General features: G+C 70.0%; 18 protein-coding genes. 7 read left to right on the top strand and 11 right to left on the bottom strand.

Annotated features, from left to right (window positions below):
* Positions 1-8 precede the first annotated feature (8 nt).
* Genes FFS56_RS08670 through FFS56_RS08685 form a run of 4 tightly spaced genes read left to right on the top strand, consistent with a single transcriptional unit; the run spans position 9 to position 5268 of the window.
* Positions 9-1178: a family 1 glycosylhydrolase gene (locus FFS56_RS08670; protein WP_046749724.1), complete on the top strand. Its 1170-nt coding sequence runs from the start codon at positions 9-11 to the stop codon at positions 1176-1178.
* Positions 1179-1197: 19 nt separating this feature from the next.
* Positions 1198-2739: a molybdopterin-dependent oxidoreductase gene (locus FFS56_RS08675; RefSeq protein ID WP_127012462.1), complete on the top strand. Its 1542-nt coding sequence runs from the start codon at positions 1198-1200 to the stop codon at positions 2737-2739.
* Positions 2740-2778: 39 nt separating this feature from the next.
* A complete protein-coding gene (gene metG / locus FFS56_RS08680; protein WP_137771915.1) occupies positions 2779-4371 on the top strand; it encodes a methionine--tRNA ligase in 1593 nt (530 codons plus the stop codon).
* Positions 4372-4374: 3 nt separating this feature from the next.
* Positions 4375-5268, top strand: coding sequence for a TatD family hydrolase (locus tag FFS56_RS08685; RefSeq protein ID WP_127012460.1), 894 nt, complete (start codon positions 4375-4377; stop codon positions 5266-5268).
* Here the strand turns inward: FFS56_RS08685 and FFS56_RS08690 are convergent.
* A complete protein-coding gene (locus FFS56_RS08690; protein ID WP_233437310.1) occupies positions 5247-6533 on the bottom strand; it encodes an MFS transporter in 1287 nt (428 codons plus the stop codon). The two genes, FFS56_RS08685 and FFS56_RS08690, sit on opposite strands and share 22 nt — an antisense overlap.
* A gap of 53 nt (positions 6534-6586) precedes the next feature.
* Here FFS56_RS08690 and rsmA point away from each other — a divergent pair, with 53 nt between their 5' ends.
* Genes rsmA through FFS56_RS08705 form a run of 3 tightly spaced genes read left to right on the top strand, consistent with a single transcriptional unit; the run spans position 6587 to position 9485 of the window.
* Positions 6587-7468 carry a 16S rRNA (adenine(1518)-N(6)/adenine(1519)-N(6))-dimethyltransferase RsmA gene (rsmA, locus tag FFS56_RS08695; RefSeq protein ID WP_127012459.1) on the top strand — a complete coding sequence of 294 codons (882 nt, stop codon included), beginning with the start codon at positions 6587-6589 and terminating at the stop codon, positions 7466-7468.
* A 9-nt stretch (positions 7469-7477) separates the two neighbouring features.
* Positions 7478-8545 carry an L-glyceraldehyde 3-phosphate reductase gene (gene mgrA, locus FFS56_RS08700; protein ID WP_127012458.1) on the top strand — a complete coding sequence of 356 codons (1068 nt, stop codon included), beginning with the start codon at positions 7478-7480 and terminating at the stop codon, positions 8543-8545.
* A gap of 7 nt (positions 8546-8552) precedes the next feature.
* Entirely contained in the window at positions 8553-9485 is a 933-nt protein-coding gene (locus FFS56_RS08705; protein WP_058632403.1) for a 4-(cytidine 5'-diphospho)-2-C-methyl-D-erythritol kinase, read from the top strand.
* A 15-nt stretch (positions 9486-9500) separates the two neighbouring features.
* Here the strand turns inward: FFS56_RS08705 and FFS56_RS08710 are convergent, their stop codons facing one another.
* The 10 genes from FFS56_RS08710 to FFS56_RS08755 all read right to left on the bottom strand — a co-directional run bounded on the left by FFS56_RS08710 (position 9501) and on the right by FFS56_RS08755 (position 24129).
* Positions 9501-9962 carry an Lrp/AsnC family transcriptional regulator gene (locus FFS56_RS08710; RefSeq protein WP_046749869.1) on the bottom strand — a complete coding sequence of 154 codons (462 nt, stop codon included), beginning with the start codon at positions 9960-9962 and terminating at the stop codon, positions 9501-9503.
* A 285-nt stretch (positions 9963-10247) separates the two neighbouring features.
* Complete coding sequence (locus tag FFS56_RS08715) at positions 10248-11918, bottom strand: helix-turn-helix domain-containing protein (protein ID WP_127012994.1); 1671 nt, start codon at positions 11916-11918, stop codon at positions 10248-10250.
* A gap of 124 nt (positions 11919-12042) precedes the next feature.
* Positions 12043-13149 (bottom strand): o-succinylbenzoate synthase, encoded by a 1107-nt coding sequence (gene menC / locus FFS56_RS08720; RefSeq protein ID WP_127012457.1) that lies wholly within the window; start codon positions 13147-13149, stop codon positions 12043-12045.
* Positions 13146-14048, bottom strand: a complete 903-nt coding sequence (locus FFS56_RS08725; RefSeq protein WP_127012456.1) for a GNAT family N-acetyltransferase — start codon at positions 14046-14048, stop codon at positions 13146-13148. Before FFS56_RS08725 ends, menC begins: the two co-directional genes overlap by 4 nt.
* Positions 14045-15178: a M20 family metallopeptidase gene (locus tag FFS56_RS08730; RefSeq protein ID WP_127012455.1), complete on the bottom strand. Its 1134-nt coding sequence runs from the start codon at positions 15176-15178 to the stop codon at positions 14045-14047. Before FFS56_RS08730 ends, FFS56_RS08725 begins: the two co-directional genes overlap by 4 nt.
* Positions 15178-18510, bottom strand: a complete 3333-nt coding sequence (locus tag FFS56_RS08735) for a serine hydrolase (protein ID WP_137771916.1) — start codon at positions 18508-18510, stop codon at positions 15178-15180. Before FFS56_RS08735 ends, FFS56_RS08730 begins: the two co-directional genes overlap by 1 nt.
* Before the next feature lie 18 nt (positions 18511-18528).
* Entirely contained in the window at positions 18529-19572 is a 1044-nt protein-coding gene (locus tag FFS56_RS08740; protein WP_082108754.1) for an ABC transporter ATP-binding protein, read from the bottom strand.
* Positions 19569-21521, bottom strand: coding sequence for a dipeptide/oligopeptide/nickel ABC transporter permease/ATP-binding protein (locus tag FFS56_RS08745; protein ID WP_082108753.1), 1953 nt, complete (start codon positions 21519-21521; stop codon positions 19569-19571). The genes FFS56_RS08740 and FFS56_RS08745 overlap by 4 nt, the downstream gene beginning before the upstream one ends.
* Positions 21518-22516, bottom strand: a complete 999-nt coding sequence (locus FFS56_RS08750; protein WP_127012453.1) for an ABC transporter permease — start codon at positions 22514-22516, stop codon at positions 21518-21520. Before FFS56_RS08750 ends, FFS56_RS08745 begins: the two co-directional genes overlap by 4 nt.
* Before the next feature lie 20 nt (positions 22517-22536).
* A complete protein-coding gene (locus tag FFS56_RS08755; protein WP_127012452.1) occupies positions 22537-24129 on the bottom strand; it encodes an ABC transporter substrate-binding protein in 1593 nt (530 codons plus the stop codon).
* Positions 24130-24136: the final 7 nt, after the last annotated feature.

Raw genomic sequence — 24136 nt, forward strand, 5'->3', positions numbered from 1 at the left:
GCGCATCCGTGCTCACATTCCCCGACGGCTTCCTCTGGGGTGCCGCGACAGCGGCCCACCAGGTGGAGGGCAACAACACCACGAGCAACTGGTGGGCGATGGAGCATGCTCCCGACTCGCCCATGGTGGAGCCCTCCGGTGACGCTGCCGACCACTTCCACCGCTACCCGGAGGACATGCGGCTGCTCGCCGAGGCGGGGCTGAACTCCTATCGCTTCTCGGTCGAGTGGGCGCGGATCGAGCCGGAGCGCGGGTTCATCTCGCGGGCGATGCTCGACCACTACCGCCGCATGATCGACACGGCGCGTGAGAATGGACTGGACCCCACCGTCACGCTCATGCACTTCACGGTGCCGCAGTGGTTCCAGAAGGACGGCTTCTGGCGCGCGGACGACGCGGTGGATCTGTTCTCCCGCTACGTCGAGACCGTGCTCCCGATCCTCGACGGCGTCGACTACGTGTGCACGATCAACGAGCCGAACATCGCCGCGATGCTGGCCGGGGGAGAGGACGCTGCGAACCTCGTCGCCTACGGCCTCCCGAACCCTGACCTCGCCGTGGCCGACACCCTGCTGGACGCGCACCACCGTGCCAGCGAGATCCTGCACTCGGTGCCGGGAGTCAAAGCCGGATGGACGATCGCCACGCAGGCGTTCCACTCCACCGGAGAACCGGGAGCGGACGAGATGCTCGCCACGTACGGCGACCCGCGCGACCACTGGTACCTCGAGCAGTCGGCCGGAGACGACTTCGTCGGCGTGCAGGCATACACCCGCACCTTCATCGGCCCGGAAGGTCCGCGTCCGGTGTCGGACGACGTCGAGACGACGCTCACAGGCTGGGAGTTCTTCCCCGATGCGCTCGAACTGGGCGTGCGCAGTGCGTGGGAGCGCAGCGGTGGGGTACCGATCCTCGTGACGGAGAACGGCATCGCGACCGCCGACGACACCCGACGCGTCGCCTACACGCAGGGAGCGCTGGAAGGCCTGCACCGCGCGATCGCCGACGGCGTCGATGTGCGTGCCTATCAGCACTGGAGCGCGCTCGACAACTACGAGTGGGCCAGCGGCTTCCGGCCCACGTTCGGGCTGATCGGCTTCGACCACGAGACCTTCGAGCGGTTCCCGAAGCCCTCCCTCGCCTGGTTGGGAGAGGTCGCGCGGCGCAACGGGCTCTGAGCGGGGTTACCCTCGGGTCATGACGAACGCGCAGCACGCGACGAGGGACGACACGCTCCGCTCGGCTGCGGCCGGACTGAGCGCGTCGTTCCTCGCCGTCGGGCTGGCAGAGCTCGTCGCCGCTGTGGTCGAGCCGAGTGCGAGCCCGTTCGCGGTGATCGGGAGCGGACTCATCGACCTCGCACCGAGCTGGGCGAAGGACACCGCGATCGCGCTCTTCGGCACCGGCGACAAGGTGGCGCTGATCGTGGGCATCGCTCTAGTGCTCGTGGTCGTCGCCGCGCTCGCCGGTATCCTGGAGCGGCGGCGGTCCGGTATCGGAGCGGTCATCCTCGGCGCACTCGGTGTGCTCGCGGTCGTGGCCGCGATGATCCGTCCGGGCGCTGGACCGTTCGCCTGGCTCCCGGGTCTCGTCGCCGGACTCGTCGCGGTGGTCGTGCTGCGTCTCCTCGTCGCTCGACTGCGTCCGGTCGCCGGCTTGCACCCCGACGGCGAGGATCGGCGGCGGTTCCTGCTGTGGACGGTCGGGGTCGCCGCGACCGGTGCCGTGGCGCTCATCATCGGCAACGTCGCCCGCGGCGCGAGCCGCTCGATCGAGGCGGTCCGCGATGCCCTGCGGCTTCCGAAGGCAGCGGAGACCGCGGCCGCGGTTCCTGCCGGCGCGGAGCTCGACATCCCCGGTCTCGCCACGGTCGTGACCCCGAACGCGGAGTTCTACCGCATCGACACGGCACTGATCGTCCCTCAGGTCGACCCCGCCGACTGGTCGCTGCGCATCCACGGCATGGTCGATCGCGAGGTGCGCATCACCTGGGACGAACTGCTCGCCATGCCGCTGCAGGAGGCGGACGTGACGCTCGCCTGCGTGTCGAACGAGGTGGGCGGATCGCTCATCGGCAACGCGCGCTGGCTGGGGCTGCCGATCCGCGAGCTGCTCGCGCGTGCGGGCGTCGACGCGGAAGCGGACATGGTGCTCTCCACCTCGGCAGACGGCTTCACGGCGTCGACGCCGCTCGAGGCGCTCACCGACGATCGGGACGCTCTGCTCGCGATCGGCATGAACGGCGAGCCGCTGCCCATCGAACACGGCTTCCCGGTGCGGATGGTGGTGCCGGGGCTGTACGGCTACGTGTCGGCCACGAAGTGGGTCACGCAGCTGGAGGTCACGAGGTTCGACCGCGCCACGGCGTACTGGACGAGCCGCGGCTGGTCCGACCGCGGGCCCATCAAGCTGCAGTCGCGCATCGACGTCCCGCGCCGCGGACAGTCGATCCCGGCCGGGGACGCGGTGATCGCGGGAATGGCGTGGCAGCAGCATGTCGGGGTCGCCGGGGTGGAGGTGCGCATCGACGAAGGGCCATGGCGCAGGGCGGATCTCGCCACCGCGATCTCCGCCGACACGTGGGTGCAGTGGAGCCTCGAATGGACCGCCGAGAGCGGTTCGCACACCATCGAATGCCGGGCGCTGAGCGCCGACGGCGAGACGCAGACCTCGGATCCGGCCGCCCCCGCACCCGACGGTGCGCAGGGATGGCACCGCATCGACGTCTCCGTCGGCTGAGCGCGAAACCACCTCTCGTGCGGCACCTAGAATTGCTCCATGCCCGCAGGCGAATCCTTCTACATCACCACGCCCATCTACTACCCCTCCGACGTGCCGCACATCGGTCACGGGTACACGTCGGTGGCCGTCGACACCCTCGCACGGTGGCACCGCCAGGCGGGCGATGACACCTGGATGCTGACGGGTACCGACGAGCACGGTCAGAAGATGCTGCGCGCCGCCGCGGCGAACGGGGTCACTCCGCAGGAGTGGGTCGACAAGCTCGTCAGCGAGAGCTGGTTCCCGTTGTTGGAGACCCTCGACGTCGCGAACGACGACTTCATCCGCACCACGCAGGAGCGGCATGAGACGAACGTGCAGACGTTCTTCCAGCGCCTGTACGACCGCGGCTATATCTACGCGGGCGAGTACGAGGCGCTCTACTGTGTGGGCTGCGAGGAGTTCAAGCCGGAGTCGGAGATCGTCGACGGCACCGGACCCTTCGAGGGCTTGAAGGTCTGCGCCATCCACTCGAAGCCGCTGGAGCTGCTGCAGGAGAAGAACTACTTCTTCAAGCTCAGCGAGTTCCAGGACCGGCTGCTCGAGCTGTACAAGACCCAGCCCGACTTCGTGCGCCCCGACTCGGCGCGCAACGAGGTCGTGTCATTCGTGAGCCAGGGCCTCAAGGACCTCTCGATCTCCCGCTCGACCTTCGACTGGGGAATCCCGCTGCCGTGGGACGAGTCGCACGTCATCTACGTGTGGGTCGACGCGCTGCTCAACTACGCCACGGCCGTCGGGTACGGCTCCGACGAGGAGACCTTCGCGCGCCGCTGGCCGGCGTACCACGTGGTCGGCAAGGACATCCTGCGCTTCCACGCCGTGATCTGGCCCGCGCTGCTGATGGCGGCGGGACTCGACGTGCCGAAGGGCGTCTTCGCGCACGGCTGGCTGCTGGTCGGCGGCGAGAAGATGTCGAAGTCGAAGCTCACCGGCATCGCGCCGACCGAGATCACCGATGTCTTCGGCTCCGACGCGTACCGCTTCTACTTCCTCTCCGCGATCGCCTTCGGCCAGGACGGCTCGTTCTCGTGGGAGGACCTGTCCGCTCGCTACCAGGCCGAGCTCGCGAACGGCTTCGGCAACCTCGCCTCGCGCACGACCGCGATGATCGAGAAGTACTTCGAGGGTGTCGTGCCGCCGGCGGCCGAGTACACCGAGAAGGACCTCGCGATCCAGAAGATCGTGGCGGATGCCGCGTCGAACGCGGATGCGGCCATCGCGAACTTCCGCATCGACGAGGCGATCTCGGCGATCTGGACCATCGTGGACGCGCTCAACGGGTACATCACCGCGAACGAGCCGTGGGCGCTGGCCAAGCAGGCGAACAGCGGCGACGAGGAACAGCGCGAGCGTCTCGCCACCGTGCTCTACACCTGTGCCGAGGGGCTGCGTGCGCTCGCCGTGCTGCTCTCGCCGGTGATGCCGCAGTCGACGGAGAAGCTGTGGATCGCCCTCGGCGCCGCCGAGACCCTGGGCCGTCTGCAGGACCAGCCGATCCGCGAGGCCGGAGCCTGGGGCGTGCTGCGCCCCGGCGCCAGCGTCAACGGCCTGGCGCCGCTGTTCCCGCGGGTGGAGTCCGCGGCCTGAGCGATGTCGGGTACGTATGTGCAGCGCCGTGACGGTGACGGACGCAAGGATCTGAGGTATCCCGCCGCGCCCGAACCGCTGGCCGTTCCGGTGTACGACAACCACGCGCACCTGGAGATCGTCGACGGCGACGAGCCGCTGAGCCTCACCGAGCAGCTCGACCGCGCGGCGGCCGTTGGCATCGCCGGCGTCGTGCAGGCCTCGGGCGACATCGAGTCGTCCCGGTGGGCGGTCGAGGCCGCGGAGTCGGATCCCCGCGTCCTGGCCGCAGTCGCCATCCACCCGAACGATGCCCCGACCTACGCGGAAGAGGGCCTGCGGGGCGGCGTGGGCCTGGACGAGGCCATCGAGGTGATCGACGAGCTCGCCGCGCACCCCCGCACCAGGGCGATCGGCGAGACGGGGCTCGACTTCTTCCGCACAGAGCCCGAGCGCCGCGCGCCGCAGTTCGCCTCGTTCGAGGCGCACATCGCGCTCGCGAAGAAGCACGGCATCGCGATGCAGATCCACGACCGCGACGCGCATGAGGCCGTGCTGGCCACGCTCTCCCGTGTCGGCGCCCCGGAACGCACGGTGTTCCACTGCTTCTCGGGCGACGACGCGATGGCCCGCCTCTGCGCGGACGCCGGTTACCACCTGTCGTTCGCCGGCAACGTGACGTTCAAGAACGCGCAGAACCTGCGGGATGCGCTGAAGGTGACGCCGCTCGATCGCATCCTCGTCGAGACGGATGCCCCGTTCCTCACCCCCGTGCCGCTGCGGGGCCGCCCGAACGCGCCTTACCTCGTGCCGATCACCGTGCGTTTCATGGCCGCCGAGCTCGACATCGAGGTCGACGAGCTGTGCGCCCAGCTGGCCGAGAACACCCTGCGGGTCTACGGCTCGTTCGCCGACTGAGTTTCGGGTTCCACGTCTTCGGGCCCGGTCTCGGCGACGGGCTTCGCGCTCACGATCTGCGAGATCGGCTTCCACACCAGCAGCAGGGTGAGGGCCGCCCCGACGAAGGCGAACCACCAGGGCGCGGTGAGTCCCCACACCTGGGCGATCACGCCGCCGAGCGCCTGCCCGACGACCATGCCGCCGAACACCCCGACCATGTTCACGGAGGCCACCCGGCCCTGCAGCTCGGCGGGCACCAGACGCTGTCGCACGGTCGTGGAGATCGTGCCCCAGACGAACGCGTACGCCCCGAAGAAGAACATGATGATCAGCGCGACCCATCCGGCGGTGGTGAGGGCGAACGCCAGGTGCATGAGCACCTCGAGCGACAGCACGACACGCATCAGGGTGGCGAAGGAGACGTGTCGCTCCAACCAGCCGAAGCTGAGCGTCGCGAGGATGCCACCGGCCGCCGACGCGGTCGTGAGGGCGCCGTAGCCCACCGCGCCCATCTGCAGGTGCTCCGTCGCGTAGAGCACGAGCACACCCCAGGGCGCCGCCCAGGTGATGTTGAACACCAGGATGATGAGCACCAGCATGCGCACGGGCGGGTTGCGCCACAGCCAGCGGAGCCCCTCGGCGATGTCGGTGTGCACCGGCGTGCGCTCGTCGATCGCGCGCGGCGGCACCGGGGTGCGAGCCATGCGGGAGATGAGGACGACCGCGAGGCTGACGCACACGACTTCGAGCAGGAACGGCCAGGCGGTGCCGGCGGCGAACAGGAAGGCGCCCAGCGGCGGACCGGCGAACTGGTTCGCCACCAGGTATCCGGCCTGCAGACGTGCATTGCCGATGCCGAGGTCGGCGGGCTTCACCAGCATCGGCAGCAGCGTGCTGCCCGCCGTGTCGACGAAGACCTCGGCGGTGCCGTAGAGGAAGGCCACAGCGAGCACGATCCAGATGTTCGCGACGCCGGTGATCAGGAAGACGCACAGTGCGAGGAGCAAGACAGCCCTGGCGGCGTTCGCGAACATGACCAGGCGGCGTCGGTCGAAGCGGTCGGCGATCGCTCCCGCATGCAGGCCGAACAGGAGCCAGGGGAGGAACTGCAGGATCGCGCCGGCCGCCACCAGGATCGGCGACGAGGTCATCGATGCGATCAGCAGGGGAGCGGCCGCGAGCGCGACGCCGTCACCGACGTTGCTCGTCCACGACGACGCGAGCAGCCATCGGAAATCGCGGCCCATGCGACGGGGCGCGACGAGTTCTCCGAGGGAAGGCACCAGAGAAGACTACTGAGGAGTGGGGACACCGGAGTGTGGGGGAGAATGGGGGGATGACCGTCACCCTGCTCGGCGCCTCCGAGATCCGCCGCCTCGCCACCGAGCTCGACGTCACCCCGACGAAGAAGCTCGGCCAGAACTTCGTCACCGATGCGAACACCGTGCGCAAGATCGTGCAGGCGGCCCGTGTGCAGCCGCACGAGCGCGTGGTCGAGGTCGGTCCGGGTCTCGGCTCCCTGACGCTGGCGATCCTCGAGACCGGCGCCTCCGTCACAGCCGTCGAGATCGACCACCGACTCGCGGCCCGGCTCGCGCAGACGGCCGCCGAGCACGGTGTCGAGGCCGACCGCCTCACGGTCGTCGATGCGGATGCGCTGCGCATCACCGAGCTCCCCGGCGAGCCCACCGTGCTGGTCGCCAACCTCCCCTACAACGTCTCGGTGCCGGTGCTGCTGCACTTCCTGGAGAACTTCGCGTATCTCCAGCGCGGCGTGGTGATGGTCCAGGCCGAGGTCGCCGAACGGCTGGCCGCGAAGCCGGGCTCGAAGATCTATGGCTCGCCCAGCGTCAAGGCCGCCTGGTACGGCGAGTGGAAGCTCTCCGGAAACGTCTCCCGCCAGGTGTTCTGGCCGGTGCCGAACGTCGACAGCCTGCTCGTCGGCTTCGACCGGTCCGAGGGTGAGCGCGGCACGGAGGAGGAGCGCCGTCGCACGTTCCAGATCGTCGATGCGGCCTTCAACCAGCGCCGCAAGATGCTGCGTCAGGCACTGTCCGGGATCTTCGGCAGCTCGGCTGCCGCCTCGGAGGTGCTGACCGCCGCCGGTGTCGCTCCGACGGCTCGGGGCGAGGACCTCACGGTCGAGGACTACCAGCGCATCGCGCAGCACGCTCCCGCGCTGGACGTGCTCTCCGACGATGTCGCTTCCACCCAGTAATCTGGCACCGTGACCGACTCCCCCCGCTTCCGTCCCGATGTCCCCGAGCTGCACCGTCCGTATGCCGCGGACGAGAGCCGCTACCAGCAGTTCGCCTACCGTCAGGTCGGCACGTCCGGCCTGTACCTGCCCCCGATCTCGCTCGGGCTGTGGTGGAACTTCGGCGACAACATCCCGCTCGACAACCAGCGCGCACTGCTGCGCCACGCGTTCGACCGGGGCATCACCCACTTCGACCTGGCGAACAACTACGGCCCGCCCTACGGCTCCGCCGAGAAGAACTTCGGCCGCATCTTCGCCGAAGACCTCCGCCCCTACCGCGACGAGCTGATCATCTCGTCGAAGGCCGGCTGGGACATGTGGCCCGGCCCGTATGGCGACTTCGCGAGCCGCAAGTACATCCTCGCGAGCGCCGAGCAGTCGCTGACGCGGATGGGCCTCGACTACGTCGACATCTTCTACTCCCACCGTGTCGACCCGGTCACCCCGATCGCCGAGACGGTCGGCGCGCTCGACACGCTCGTGCGCCAGGGCAAGGCCCTGTACGTCGGTATCTCCTCCTACAGTGCGGAGCGTACGGCCGAGGCCGTGGCCGTCGCCAAGGAGCTCGGCACCCCGCTCGTCATCCACCAGCCCGCGTACTCGATCCTGAACCGCTGGGTCGAAGACGGACTGACCGACACCCTGGAGCAGTCGGGCCTCGGCGCGATCGCGTTCACCCCGCTGGCTCAGGGCCTGCTCACCGACAAGTACCTCGGAGACGGCACGGCCGAGCGTGCGCAGAAGCGCGGCTCGCTGCCGGAGGGCCGGCTCACGGACGAGGCCGTGCAGACCCTGCGTTCGCTGAACGAGGTCGCTCAGGGGCGCGGCCAGTCGCTCGCGCAGCTCGCACTGCAGTGGACCTTGCGCAGCCCCGTCGTCGCCTCGGCGCTGATCGGCGCCTCGCGTCCTGAGCAGCTGGATGAGAACATCGCGGCCGTGAACGGTCCCGACTTCACGACCGGGGAGCTCGCCCGCATCGACGAGCTCGCCGGCGCCATCGACGTCAACCTGTGGGCGAAGTCCTCGGAGCTGTGACCCGATCATGAGCCATGCCGCGTTCGCCGATTCCGTGCACGTGCGCGCCCCGGGGAAGATCAACGTCTTCCTCGGGGTCGGCGGCCGGCACGACGACGGCTATCACGCGCTGGCGACGGTCTTCCAGGCGGTCTCGCTCTACGAAGACGTGATCGCGCGCCCCGCCGACGACTTCTCGGTGACGGTCTCCGGAGTGGAGGACATCGAGTCCGTGCCGCTGGACGACCGCAACCTCGCGATGCGCGCGGCCAAGCTGCTCGCCGTCGCGGTGGATCATCCGGGCGGGGTGGCGCTCGAGATCCGCAAGAGCGTGCCCGTCGCCGGCGGCATGGGGGGAGGGTCGGCGGACGCGGCAGCCGCCCTCGTGGCGTGCGATGCGCTGTGGGGCACCGGGCTGTCGCAGGCCCGACTGCACGACCTGGCCGCGCGTCTGGGTGCCGACGTGCCGTTCGCGCTGCACGGGGGAACGGCTGTGGGTACGGGGCGGGGAGACCAGCTCAACCCGGCACTCGCCCGCGGACGCTTCGACTGGATCCTGGTGCCCAGCGAGCAGGGGCTGTCGACGCCCGTGGTGTACGAGCGCCTCGACCTGCTGCGCGAGGACGAGGGTGCCCTGGCCGACGACCCGCAGCTGTCGCTGGACGTGCCCATCCCCGTGCTGCAGGCGCTGCGTTCGGGGGACCCGGCCCAGCTCGCCGACACCCTGTTCAACGATCTGCAGGCCGCGGCGCTGTACGAACGGCCCGACCTCGCCGAGACGATCAGCCTCGGGGTCGCCGCCGGTGCGCTGCAGGGCATCGTGTCGGGCTCGGGGCCCACGATCGCGCTGCTCTGCCCCGACCCTGAGACGGCGCAGGACGTGCAGTCGTCCTTGCGGGAGAACGGGCTCGACCCGCTGCACGTGCACGGCCCCGTGCCGGGTGCCCGCATCATCGGCTGAGGATCGCGTGCCGGCTCAGTCGGCTTGCAGGAGCGCGCTCACCCGATAGGGGATCACTTCGCGCAGGAACAGGCTCGTCGACGTGCGGAGAATGCCGGGGCACAGCCGGACGACCTCGGCGACGCGGTAGAGGTCGTCGGGGTCCTTCGCGACGACACGCAGCAGCAGGTCGGTGTCGCCGGCGGGAGCGAAGCACTCCAGCACCTCGGGGACGCGACTGAGCGCATCGATCGCGTCCGTGATCTGATGCTGATCGAGTTCGACCAGGATCGAGGCCGCGACACCGCGCCCGAGGGCCTGCGGCAGCACTCGCGAGCTGTGCGCACGCAGGTATCCTCCGGATTCGAGGCGATCCAGTCGAGCGTGCACGGTGCCGCGGGCGAGGCCGAGATCCTGGGCGATCAGGGCGACCGGACGGCGGGGGTCACCGTCGAGCACGGTGAGGATCCTGCGGTCGGTCGCGTCGAGGTTGGCCATTTCGATCACCGTCGCCTTCTGTGCGGAGTCACGATTGATCGGATCGTTCAATCAGAAATCACTCTATGGTCTGAATGATTGCATTGTGGTCAAATTGGTGTCAGATACGCACGATGTCGGTCACGAGCGGACATCACGCGCACCCGAACGACAGGCCACGAGCCTCACGACCAGGGTGCAGAGGGCGACGGGCCACGAGCCTCGACCGGCCCCGTCCCTGCAGCCGCCTCGTTCAGCAAGGGGGCGGGGCGGGCGCACTCTCCGGATGTCAGGGCCGTCTGCGTCTCAGTCGCGGGGGACCAGCAGCCGCAGCTGCACCATGGCCGAGAACCGGGCTTCCGGGTCGGCGAGGTCGAGTCCGCTGATCTCCGACAGGCGACGCAGCCGGTAGCGGAACGTGTTGGGATGCGTGTAGACGCGGGCTGCGGCGACGGCCACATCTCCGAACGCGTCGAGCCAGGCGCGCAAGGTCTCCACCAGGTGCGTCCCCTTCTCCCTGTCCTGCGCCAGCAGCTGCGCGACCGGACCGGTGGGCTGATCGCCCCTGGCGCGGACGAGGTCGGCGAGTTCGACCAGCAGCGCCTCCATCTGCACCGAAGTGAACCGTGCGACCGGTTCGCCGGAAGGCGCCTGACGGACCACGCGCAGAGCGCGGTCGGCATTCGCGCGCGAGGAAGGGATGTCTGCGACCGCCTCCGCCACCGTGCCGACGCCGATGCGAATCTCAGCGGTCGCGCCGAGCCGGCCCAGGAAGTCCGTGGCGACGCGCGCGGCGCGGCTGTCCGCGTCGGGATGCTCCGATCCGGGATCGGCATCGCCCTGCTCTGGGCGGATCCCGACGACGGCGTACACGACATCGCCGATCACGGCCACAGCCGAGCGGAGGTACACGGCCCCCAGGTGCACGGCGAACGCATCGGCGATCCGCTGCCTCTCCGCGACACCTCGTGCCCCGGCGGAGGGCTCGTCGTCGATGTCCTCCGTGGCGGACACGGCGAGCACGACGCACCGATGATCGCTCAGGCGCAGACGAGCCGTCGCATCCGCAGCCCCCGGCCCTCCCTCCAGGATCGTGGAGAGCAGGTCGGCGCGCAGTCGGCGCTCCACGTCGGCGCCGGCGCGCAGACGCAGCATGTGCAGGGCCACCAGCCCGGCCGAGTCCTTCAGCGCTCGCACGCGGTCGGGCGAGAGCGGTTCCTGCACAGCCGCCCAGATGGATCCGAGGATCTCGTCGCCCGCACGTACGGCCAGCGCCACGCGCGGGAACGACGGCAGACCCTCGGTGTTGGACACCGGTCCGACGTGGATCGGATCCTCGCTGCGGTACAGCTCCTGGAACACGCCGCGCTCCTCGAGCTGCCGCGCGAACCGTTCGGGAACCTGCCGACCGAGCACCGTCTCGATGCGCGCCGGATCGGCCTCGTGCTGGCGGCCCGAGAACGCGACGACCCGCGAGTTGCGGTCCTCGATCGTGACCGGTGCGTTCAGCAGCGTGGCGATCGCGTTGGCGAGGGCGAAGAGGTCGCCGGAGGGCATGCCGCCCAGCGTCGTCGTTCCCTGATCGCCGACGTCACCCTCGGCGATGAGCGAGCGCAGCATGGCAGCCAGTTGCGCCCACGACGCCCCGCGGGTGAGCGCGAGCACCGGGATGCCCGTGGCCTCGGACGCATCGCGCACCGGTCGTTCGGCCCGCACCGGAGCGCGCAGCACGAGGGCGGAGGCGTGCTGGGCAGCAAGGTTCTGCAGGAGTTCGGCGATCTCATCGGGATCGCTCAGCCCGACACCGAGCACGAGTGCCCCGCGCATCGGCATCGCGTCGTCGAGGACGTCGTGGATGACCACGGTCTCGATCTCGGCCTCGTCGTCGACGGCGCCGCTCACCACCTCGAGCAGGGTGGTGCCGAGGTCTTCGATGACCCGGCCGAGGCTGGCGCGGGGCCTGGTCGTCACGGACATGAGCACAGCGCCCAGGCTAGGGGGCGACCACGGGTGGGGGAGCTGTGGGGCACGACGAAATCGTATCGACTCTTGGTCGATCTCGACAGGATCGTCGTGCCCCGCACGGGCCGTCAGCCCGCTCTCAGAAGGTGATCCACTCGGTGCGGATCGTCACCGCATCCAGCGCTTCCCGGTCAGGGGTGACCCCGATCCCCGGGCCGGTCGGCACCGTGAGCGTGCCGTCCTCGACGACGAACGGCTCGGTGATGTCGTGCGCGTAGTACCGTCCGGATCCCGAGGTGTCGCCGGGCAGGGTGAAACCGGGGAGGGCTGCGAGGGCGACGTTCGCCGCACGCCCGAGCCCGGTCTCGAGCATGCCGCCGCACCACACCGGGATGTCGTTCGCCGCGCACACGTCGTGGATGCGGCGTGCCTCCAGGTACCCGCCCACACGGCCAGGCTTGATGTTGACGATCGAGCAGGCGCCGAGGGCGATCGCGTCCGCCGCGGCCCTGGCCGACACGATCGATTCGTCGAGGCACACCGGGGTGGTGATCGCCCGGGCGAGCTGCGCGTGTCCGAGAAGGTCCTCCTCGTCGAGCGGCTGCTCGATCAGGAGCAGGTCGAACGGATCGAGCTTGGCGAGGTGCCGCGCATCACCGCGGTGGTACGCGGTGTTCGCGTCGACCTGCAGCAGCACGTCGTCGCCGAAGCGCTCCCGCACGGCGCGCACCGGTTCGATGTCCCACCCGGGCTCGATCTTGAGCTTGATGCGCACGTAGCCTTCGTCGAGGTAGCCGCCGACGGCTTCGAGCAGCTCGGGGACGGAGTCCATGATCCCGACGGACACGCCGCAGTCGACGCGCTCACGCACCGCTCCCAGCTCGCGCGAGAGCGGAACTCCGGCGGCCCGCAGCTCGGCATCGAGGATCGCCAGCTCGACCGCGGCCTTCGACATGCGGTGACCCTTGAACTTCGCCAGGGCCGGGGCGACGCCGCTCGCATCGAGGTCCTCGACCTGCGCGAGCGCCGGCAGCAGGAACCGGGTGATGACGTCGACGCTCGCCTCCACGTACTCGGAGGAGTACAGCGGGTCGTTCATGGCAACGCCTTCGCCCCAGCCCTCCGCCTCGTCCGTGAGGGCGCGGACCACCAGGGCCTCGCGCACGGTCTGCACGCCGAACGACGTCCGGAACGGCGACACCAGCGGCATCTCGATCACGCGCAGCTCGAATCCGGTGAGCTTCATCCCTGTTCTCCTCTGTCGATGGTGTAGGCGCCGGAGCGGTCGAACGAGAGCACGCGCCCTCCACCCTCCAGCGATGATCCGAGCGTCTCGCGCAACGCCAGACGCCATGCGGTCGCCCGTGCGGGTTCGGTCAGGCGCAAGGTCTCGATGTCGCGTGGCAGCGCCACCCGTACCAGGCGCGCGTCGGTGCGATGCCGCAGCGGCCCGAGGTCGCCGCCCACGCTGAGCAGCGGCTCGACGGACATCTCCTCGGCGTTGATCTTCTCGGTGTCGATCTCCTCGATCTCGGGCACCGGCCCTCCGTGACAGGCGGCGACCACCCTGGGGTCGCGCACGTACCAGGTCACGAGCATCCGATCGGTGTCGTCCGCCCCGTTGAGCGCATCGGCCATGTGTCCGTAGAAGTTGCGGTGATACGACGTCGGGGTCGCGGCGAGCTTCACGAGGTTGAAGTGCGCATTGCGGCTGATGAGGGGATCGAACGTCCAGGAGATCTCGTCCAGACCCTCCTCGAGCGCCCACGCGCGCTGGTGCACCTTGAGGGCGAAGCCGACGCTGCGACCGCGCATCCGCGAGGAGACGCCCGCGATGTGGCTGTGCAGCGCACGCTGCTCGGGAGCGGCGAAGAAGCCGAAGCATGCGCCGACGAGCTCGTCGTGCTCGAATGCTCCGCCCACGTAGCTGCCGGCCTTCGACAGCGCCCGCAGCGTCTCGACGTTCACGGGGGAGGCTTCGCCCTGCTTGGTCCAGATGCTCTGGAACAGCTCGGCGACCAGGGTGAAGTCGTCCACATCCTCCAGCAGGCGGATCTCCACCCCCGCTTTCGACGCGGCGGCGTTCGCGGCATCGGCGGCTTCCTCCGGCGACGCGGGGAAGGCCGCGGCGTCCGTCAGGCTCATGCCCGTCCTCCGTTCCGCGCCGGCGTGCGTTCTCTGACGGCGAGGATCAGCTCCCGCAGCAGCACGATGCGCTCCGGGATCAGTGCGACGATCACGTGCTCATCGTCGGCATGGGCGCCGCCGCCGACCGCGCCGAGCCCGTCCAGCGTCGGCACCCCGAGCGCGGCGGTGAAGTTGCCGTCGGACGCGCCGCCGACCTCGACGCCGTGGAACGGAGTGAGACCGGCACGCTCGGCGATCTCGAGCGCCAGCGCGAACAGCGGTGCCGAGGATTCGGGCTCGAGTGGCGGACGATTCGCACCGCCGTCGATGCGTACGGAGGCACCGGGGACGGTGGCAGGGATCGCACGGAGGGCGGCATCCACCCTGTCCTGCTCCGCGACCGTGCGCACGCGCACGTCGACGGCGAACTCCGCCTCGGCCGGCACCGTGTTGGTGGTGCTGCCGGCGCGCAGGAGCGTGGGCGTCACGCTGGTCCCCACCGACTGGTCGCCGAGCCGCGCGATCGCGAGCACGAGGTGAGCCGCCTCGACGGCAGCGTTCACGCCACGCTCCGGTTCGAGCCCGGCATGGGCGGCGCGCCCCGTGACATGCACACGGTAGAGCGAGACGCCCTTGCGTGCGATCTTCACGGCACCGCCGTCGGCCGAGGCCTCGAGCACGAGCGCCGCAGCGCAGCCGATCGCCTCCTGCTCGATCAGGGCGCGCGAACTCGGAGAACCGAGTTCTTCATCACCCGTGATCAGGATGCTGATGCCGGTGCGATCGGACAGTGCGGCGACGGCATGCAGCGCCATCACGACGCCCGTCTTCATGTCGAAGCATCCGGGTCCGCGGAGCACACCGTCCTCGGCGGTGAACGGCAACCGCCGCAGCGAGCCGAGCGGCCATACCGTGTCGTGGTGGCCGAGGAGCAGCACGACCGGATCGCCGAATCGCCAGCGCAGATGCGTGCGCCCGTCGATGACGATGCGTTCCGGGGCGACCCCCAGCAGCCTCTCACCGAGGGCAGCGACGACGTCGGCGCTGCGGGAGACGGCTTCGAGGTCGTCCGACGGCGACTCGCAGGAGACGAGGGTCTCGATGTCGGCGAGGACCAGGTCGAGGTCCGCGTCCGCCTGCACGCGCATCACGACACCTTCGGCGCTGCGCGCACACCGTGGTGCAGGTAGCGCTCGCCGCTGGGCAGGGAGTAGAAGACCACAGCATGCCACCCCTGCTCGCCCTCCGGTCGCATCACGAACTCGCCGTGACGCACCGGGACCAGCGGGTGCTCCTGCACCGGATCGGGGAGGAGGGCGGCGAGCGGGCCGTTGAGCGTGGTGCGCATGCGCAGGCCCTCGTCGTCGCGGAAGATCTCGGTACGGACCCCTGAGCGGTCGTAGATGCCCTCGAACTCGGAGAAGTCGTCGCCGAACGGCTCCGCAGGCGGGGTGAGGCCCGCCGGCACGTGCACATCCGCGAGCTCGGAGAAGATCTCGTCGAACAGTTCGGCGTACAGGTCGTGCGTGTTGCCGCCGTTGGTGAGCATCGTCACCGCGAGCTGCTCGTCCGGCAGGATGCGCAGGAACGCCGCCTGGCCGATGGTGTTCCCGTCGTGGCCGTAGAGTCGGCGCCCGTCCCAGTCGAACAGGATCCACCCCACGCCCCAGGCATCGCCGAGGGAGTACGGGTCGGGCATGTCGACCTCCCGCTGCTGCATCCGTCGCACGCTCTCCTCCGACAGCACCCGCGTGCCGTCGGCTGCGAGTCCCCCCGTGAGGTGCATACGGGCGAAGGCGAGCACGTCGGCGGTCGTGGAGTTCACCAGTCCCGCCGGACCCATCGCGCGCGGGAGCATCCAGGCGGGGGCGAGGGTCGGTCCGTCATCACCCACTTCGGTGTGGCCGCTGGCGGCACGGAACATGATGGCCTCTTCGGGGAGCGTGCAGGAGTGCGTGAGACCGAGGGGCGTCATCAACAGGTCGCGCATCGCCCGGTCCCAGCTGGTACCCGTGATCTTCTCGATCACCCGACCGGCCAGCACGAATCCGGAGTTGCAGTACGACATCGTGGCACCGAGCGGGTGGTTCTGCGCGATGCCGTCGAGCAGCGCGACGTACTTCTCCAGGGTGTCGTCTCCGCGGCCGGTATCGGTGAACACGTCGCCGTCGATCCCGCTCGTGTGGTTGAGCAGGTGACGCATCGTCACGGTGCGGGTGACCTCGGGATCCGACGAGGCGAACTCCGGGACGTACTCCACGATCGGGGTGTCGAGGTCGAGCCTGCCCTCGTCGACGAGCTTCATCACCACCGAGGTGGTCCACACCTTGCTCATCGAGCCGATCTGGAACACCGAGTCGTCGGTGGTCTCGATCCCCGTGCGCACGTTGAGTATGCCGTGGTGCGCATACACGGGCTCCTCCCCGAGACGGAGGATGCCGAGGGTCGCCCCGGGAACCTTGTGCGCCTCGGCCAGGGCGCTCAGTCGCTGCTGCCAGTGCCGGGCGTCGAGTCGTGCGCGCACCGGCTTCCCCGCTGGCGGGGCGTACTGCTCCACCCAATCGATCACCCGCTGCGAGAAGTCGGCGCGGTGCGACGGCGGACCGGAGAGCACGAAGAGGTGCGAGCCACCGGGGTAGAGCACGAGACGGGTCGGCACCCCGCGCTCGCGCAGCGCGGTGAACCACTGCTCCGCCTGACCCACCGGGCAGCGGTCGTCGGCTGCGCCGTGCAGGATCAGCGTCGGCGTCTTCACCTGATCGACCCGCGTGAACGGCGACTGCGCGGAGATGCGCTCCTCGTCGCGCCACGGCAGACCGCCGTTCTCCTTGGAGGAGAGGTAGTGGCCGAAGTCCGACGTGCCGCCCATCGAGAAGAGGTCGGTGACGACGCCACCGGCGACAGCGGCGGCGAAGCGGTCATCGCGCGAGGTGAGGAAGCACGTCATGAAGCCGCCGTAGCTGTAGCCCGTGACGGCGAGGCGCGCCGGATCCGCGACGCCTTCCGCCACGAGAGCGTCGATCGGCTCCAGGAAGTCGTTCGCGTCGTTGACTCCCCAGCCGCCGGATACCGCCGAGAAGAACGCGTCGCCGTAGCCGTCGCTTCCTCGGGGGTTGAGGGTCAGGACCGCCCAGCCGCGTCGCGTGAGCACCTGGTGATAAGGATGGGCGATGTCCGCTGCCCCGTTCCAGGCGTTGTGCGGCCCGCCGTGGATGTCGAGCAGGAGCGGGAGCGGGCCAGCGGCGTCGGGGTCGCGGCGCAGCCAGCCGGTGACGACCGTACCGTCGGAGATCGTGAATCGGCGCTCCTCCGCGGGCACGAGCTCGAACTCGGGAGTGCCGTAGTCGGTGAGGGTGCGCGCCGTGCCGTCGGAGAGGTCCAGGAGCGAGACCTCGCCGAACGACTCCGGTGTGGCGAGCACGATCGTGGCGGACGATCCTGCGACCGACAGCCCCGAGACGTTCGCGGTGCCGTTCACGAGCGATGTGGCACCGGAGCCGTCCTGCGCGACCCGGTACACGTGCGAGTAGCCGTTGTCGCGAAGGCAGAACACGATGTCGCCGTCCTCCGTGAACTGCGGCATGCCGCCGGGGTAGCCCGGACCACCGGGCATCACGTTGCGGTCGAGGCCGGCGGTGAGGTTCCGCGGGTCTCCGCCGTCGACGGGGAACAGCAGCAGGTCCGCGTTGCCGACCTCGGTGTCGGTGCGTCCGGCCGCGAGCACGTGGCGACCGTCGGGGGTCCAGCCCACCGCCGTCGCCTGCACGTCGGCGGCGCTGACCTGCACCGGGGGGCTGTTCGGGTCGGTGGACGAGCACACGAGCACGGGGATCCGCATCGTCAGGTCCGCATCGTCCCCGACGCTCGCGGAGTAGGCGATGCGGGTGCCGTCCGGCGACCAGAAGGGCTCGGAGGCGTGCGAGCGTCCACGCGTGAGCACGGTGATCTTCCCGGAGGCGACGTCGAGCACGTGCAGCTGCTGCACGAGCGTGCCGAGGGTTCCGGCGCCATCCGCCTTGTAGCCGAGACGGTCGGTGCCGGTGGGAGCCGAACGACGGGCCAGGATGGTGTCCTTGCCCTCTCCGGGGAGGGCCGCGCTGTCGACCGGGGCGGTGAAGGCGATGCGTGCACCATCCGGACTCCAGGCCGCGGCGCCGGCGCCGAGAGGGAGAGCGGTCAGGCTGCGGGCCTCGCCGCCGCCCGCAGGGAGGACCCAGAGCTGCGCGGGTCCGTCCTGCGCCCGCAGGAATGCCAGCTGCGCGCCGTCGGGGCTCCACACGGGGGCAGAATCCCCTGTGCCGTGCGTCAGCGGGGAGGGGGCTCCGCCGGAGGACGCCACCTGCCAGAGCGCGCGGGTGTCGCGGTCGCCGTCGCGGTCGGTCGTCCGCAGCACGTAGGCGATGCGGGTGCCGTCCGGAGACAGCGCGGGCTGCTCCGGTGTGCGGACGGAGAGCAGGTCGTCGACGGTGACGCGGTTCATGAGAGCTCCAATCGATGGTCAGTTCACTGTGTCCGCTGAGAGCGGGGACGGTGTTGTGGTCGCGGCCGAAACCAGGGGGATGCTTTGGGAGGTGGGCACAGTTCCGAGCGCGAGGTCCGCGTGCGTGCCGGCGAAATGGCATGCGGCTCCGGCTGAACCGGAGGGCAGGGGAGGATCCGCGATCACACAGATCTGACGATCGGGTCGTGCCGCGGGACCGATCGGGCACCGCGGGTGGAACCGACATCCGCTGGGAGGCGCATGCGGGTCGGCGGGCTCCACGTCGACCGGGGCGAGCGGGTCGACCGCCAGCAGGTCACCGTTCCTGGTGGGCGCCGCCTGCAACAGGTCCCTCGTGTACGGGTGCTGCGGGTCGGCGAGCACCTGCTCGGTGGGGCCGAACTCCACGATCCGCCCGAGATACATCACGGCGATGTGGTCGCTCAGATAGCGCACGACCGAGAGGTTGTGCGAGATGAACAGCATCGTGAGGTCGAGTTCACCGCGCAGCTCCCGCACGAGGTTCAGTACCGAGCCCTGCACCGACACATCGAGCGCCGAGGTGATCTCGTCGGCGATCACGACCTCCGGCCTCGCGGCGAGCGCTCTGGCGAGGGCGATGCGCTGTCGCTGACCGCCGGAGAGCGCTGCCGGAAGAGACGGGGCGCGGTCGGGGTCCAGGCTCACCAGGTCGAGCAGTCTGGCGACCTCGGCGCGTCGGGCAGTGGTGCCGCGGATGTCGCGGGGGAGCGCCTCGGCGATGGACTCGCCGATCGTCATCCGGGGGTCGAGTGAGGAGAACGGATCCTGGAACACCATCTGGATGGGGCGCCGACGACGGAAGCTCCGCACATCCGCACCGTCGAGAGTGATCGTTCCCTCGCTGATCGGCGCGAGGCCGATCGCCGCGCGAGCCAGCGTCGATTTGCCCGACCCCGATTCGCCGACCAGCCCGACCACGGAGCCGGACGGCACGACGAGGGAGACGTCGTCGACGGCCGTGAGACCGGCGCGGTGCGTTCCGTAGCGCACGCTGACCCGATCGAATCGCAGTTCGCTCATCTCAGGACCGTCTCTTCCTCTTCGGTGCTCGTGTCGATCGCCACCGCCACCGGCACCGGAGCCTCGCCGTCGACCGGGTGCCAGCACGCGACCCGGTGTCCCGCTGCGTCGGCCACCAGTTCGGGGTCGCTCTCGCGGCAGAGATCGGTGGCGAGGGGGCACCGGGCGGCGAACGCGCATCCGACGGGGAAGGCCCCTGGCGCCGGCGGGCGGCCGGGGATCATCTTGAGCGGCTCGCTGCGGTCGGCGTCGAGCTCGGGTACGACCTCGAGCAGTGCCCGGGTGTAAGGGTGCCTGGCGTCGGTGTGCAGGGTCGCCGCGGGCAGGTCTTCGACGATGCGGCCCGCGTACATGACGAGCACCCTGTCGCAGGTCTGCGCGACCACGGCGATGTCGTGGCTGATCAGCAGGATCGCGGCATCGGTGTCGCGCCGCACTCCCGCGAGCAGCTGGAGCACCTGTCGCTGCACCGTCACGTCGAGCGCCGTCGTCGGCTCGTCGGCGATGATCAGCCGCGGGTGGTTCATGAGACCCATCGCGATCATCGCGCGCTGCCTCATGCCGCCGGAGAACTCGTGCGGGTACTGGTGGGCGCGGCGGGCGGCCGCGGGCACCCGCACCGACTGCAGGCGCTCGATCGCCCGGTCCATGGCCTGCTTCCGCGTGATGTCCTGGTGCTCGGAGGCTGCCTCGGCGAGCTGCGATCCGATGCGCCTGGTCGGGTTGAACGACGTCATCGGGTCCTGGAAGACCATCGCGAGCGACGTGCCCAGCAGGCTTCGCACTGCCCGATCCGAGCTGGTCAGCAGCGGAATGCCGCAGAAGTCCAGCTGCGCGGCGGCGACATGGCCGGGACGCTCGATGAGGCGGGCTGCGGCGAGGGCGGTCAGGCTCTTGCCGGATCCGGATTCGCCGACCACGCCGATCGCCTCGCCGCGCGACACGGTGAACGAGACGCCGCGCACCGGGGTGACCCACCCGGCGGCCGTGGGGAAGGAGACGCGCAGGTCGTCGACGAGGAGCACCACTTCTTCACCGTCGACCTGCGCGGGCTTGCTGGCATCGAGTCCGGTCGCTCCGGGGAGCGCGACGGCGGGAAGGCGATGGCGGCGCCGAGCCGACCGTCCGCCCAGGGCTGCAGCCGCCGTCTCTCCGAGGAGGTTGAAGGCGAGGCCGGCGATCACCACGGCCACGGCCGGTCCGAGCGCCGCCGCGGGGTTGAGGTAGATGCGGTTGAGGCCCTCGCCGAGCAGGCGGCCCCAGTCGTACTCCGGCACCTGCACGCCCAGACCGAGGAACGAGAGTCCGGCGAAGGCCAGCAGTGCCGAACCGGCCGCGACGGTCGCGTTCACGATGAGCGGCTCGCCGATGTTGGGCAGGATGTGGCGGATGAGGACCCGCAGGCGCGAGACTCCGGCGACCCGGGCGGCGGAGATGAAGTCGCGACCGGCGATCGCCGCCGACAGGGTCTGGGTGAGACGGGCGAACTGCGGCGCCATCGCGAAGCCGATCGCGAGCACGGCACCGGTGGAGCCGACGCCGAAGATGACGGCGAAGAACAGGGCGAGGAGGAGGCCGGGGAAGGCCACGGCGATGTTGACGAAGCCGACGATCGGGCGTCCGACCCATCGGGGGAGCACCGACGGTGCCGTGCCGAGCAGCGTTCCGGCGACCACGCCGATGACCACCGCGACCACGGCGAGCACCACAGAGAGTCGGGTCGCGACCAGTACGCGGGCGAGCACGTCGCGGCCGAGGGCGTCGGTTCCCAGCAGATGCTCCGCGCTCGGTCCCTGCGTGATCGCGGTCGGGTCCACCTGCTCGGCCTGGGCGCCCCAGATCATCGGGGCGAAGATCGCGCCGAGCGTGACGAGCAGGATCAGACCGAGGGCGGTGATGCCGAGGGGCGAGCGGACGATGCCGGACCATGCCGTGCGTGCGGACATCATGCCTCCCTGATGGTGGAGCGAGGATCGAGGAGCGCGAGGATCACGTCGATCACGAGGTTCACGACCAGCACCCCCACGCCGTAGACGAGCACGATGCCCTGCACGACCGAGTAGTCCTTGGTGAGGATCGACTGCACGATCATGGTGCCGAGCCCCGGCCAGGCGAAGACGTTCTCGACCAGCACCGTGCCGGCGACCATCCCCGTCAGGAGCAGTCCGGTGAGGGTGAGGGTCGCGGTCATGGCGTTCGGCAGCGCATGGCGGGAGTAGATGCGGCGCGGGGCGAGGCGCTTGGCCCGCGCGGTGCGGATGAAGTCCTGGCTGAGCACGGAGAGCACCTCGACCCTGATGATGCGTGAGAACACCGCGATCGGGCCGACCGCGAGCGCCACGACCGGCAGCACGAGCGCGAACGGAGCGCTGTTCCCGGCGACGGGGAACCACCCGAGCGACACCGCGAACACGTACACGAGGCCGACAGCGAGGAGGAACTCGGGGATCGCGGCGAGGATGACCGAACCGGTCGCGAACGCCAGCTCCAGCCCGCGTCGGCGACCGCCGCGGGTGGCGACGGCCATGGTCACCCCGAGCGGGACCGAGACCAGCAGCACGAGCACGACCGCGAGCAGGGCGAGCTGGAGAGTCGCGGGGAGCCGGGTGGCGATGATCTCGGAGACGGGCTGGCTGGTGATCATCGAGGAGCCCATGTCGCCGGTGAACAGCCCCCCGATGTAGCGGAAGTACTGCACGATGAGCGGCTGGTCGAGGCCGAGAGCCGCGCGCCGGGCCTCGACGAGCTCGGCCGGGGCGTTCAGCCCTAGCGCCGCGCGCACCGGGTCGCCCGGCACGAGGTGGATCATGAGGAAGGCAGCCGTGACCAGCACCCACACCGAGAGCAGGAACTGCCCTCCGCGCCGGACCAGGAAGGACAACCAGGGGTTGTCCGACCGGGCGGATCTGATCAGTATCGCCTGCGTGGCGGTGGTGCTGGCCATCGGCTGTCTCCGGTCTCCGATTACTCGTACATGCGGATCGACGTGGGGTCGATGCCGTCGCCCTCGGTGAACGTCGCCTTGGTCGCGAAGGTCGACCGGTCGATATTCGCGTACGGCATGACACTGGTCGTCGCGTACAGGGCCTGCTCGGCGGTGCCCCAGTCGTCGCACCCTTCGCTGCCGGCCTTCGCGGATGCCGCGGTGACGGCCTCCGTGTACTCCGGATTGTCGATCGAGGCGAAGTTGGTGCCGTTCGGCGGCGTCGGGCCCGAGTAGAACGGCACGAGCATGCTCGGCAGCGAGACGGTGAGCGGCGCGGCCGAGATGTCCCAGTCGCCCGTGGAGAACAGGGTCTCGCTCAGCGTGGGCGAGTCCACGGCGGCGACCGTGATGTCGACGCCCAGCTCCTTCCAGGCGGCCTGGGCGAGCTCCGCTGCGGCGTTGCCGGCGTCGCCGAGCTGCGAGGAGTAGATCATGCGCAGGGTCAGCGTCTCGCCGTCCTTGGTGCGCACGCCGTCGCTGCCGGCCTTCCACCCCGCCCCGTCGAGCGCTGCGGCTGCGGCCTTCGCGTCGAACTCGGGCATGAAGCCCTTCAGCACGTCCGCACGGCAGGGGTTCGGCGACACGGTCACGAGCCCGGTGGGCACGCTGGCGGATCCACTGCCGAGAACCTGGCGCATCTGGTCGAGGTCGAGTGCCTCGAGCAGCGCCTCGCGCACGGCCTGGTCAGCGGTGGGGCGCCCCTCCGCCTGGTTGAAGATGAACTGTCCTGCCGGGGTCGGGATCTCGGTGTGGAACAGCCCGGCGTCCTTGAGGCGCTTGTTGTCCGGACCGATCACGAGGGCGGCGTTGACCTCGCCGGAGAGCAGCAGGTTCGTGGCGGTCGTCTCGTTCGGGATGACGCGGAAGACCACGGAGTCGGGGAGCCCCTTCTGCTTCGGGTCCCAGTCGTCGGGGCCCCAGGCGAAGTCGTCGCGACGGGTCAGCGTGTACTGGCTGTTGGGGACGACTTCGGCCATGGTGAACATGCCGGTGGCCCCTTCGCCCTTGGCGAGCGCATCCGGGTCGTCGATCACCGATCCGCAGACGATCGAGATGCTGCCGATGTTCTCGATCAGGAACGAGTCCGGTCTTCCGCTGGTGACGGTCACCGTGCCGGCGGTGTCGTCGCCCACGGCACTGGTGCCCGGCTGCACCTGCAGCCCGACCAGGGGCGAGCCGTTGGCCGGGTCTCCGATGTGGGTGATGTTCGCGGCCACGTCGGTGGCCGTGAGCGGGGTGCCGTCCTCGCACGTGAGACCGTCACGGAGCGTGAAGGTCGCGGTCGTGGTGTCCGCCTCCCAGGAGTCGGCGAGGCCGGAGGCGATGCTGCCGTCCTCCAGCACCTCGACGAGCCGCGCGTACAGGAAGCGGTCGATCGAGCGCGCGACGGACATCACGGTGACGAAGGGATCGAGGCTGCCCGGATCGGTGGAGATCACCGAGGTGAAGGTCTTGCCATCGGCGAGCACGCCGTCCGTGGCATCCCCGCTGGGCGGGGCGCCTCCGGCGCAGGACGTCAGGGCGAGCGCCGCAGCGCCGAGCAGCGCGACCAGCGGGGTACGAGAACGCATCAGAAGC

The organism is Microbacterium sp. Beta (assembly GCF_005502545.1).
GTDB lineage: Bacteria > Actinomycetota > Actinomycetes > Actinomycetales > Microbacteriaceae > Microbacterium > Microbacterium oxydans.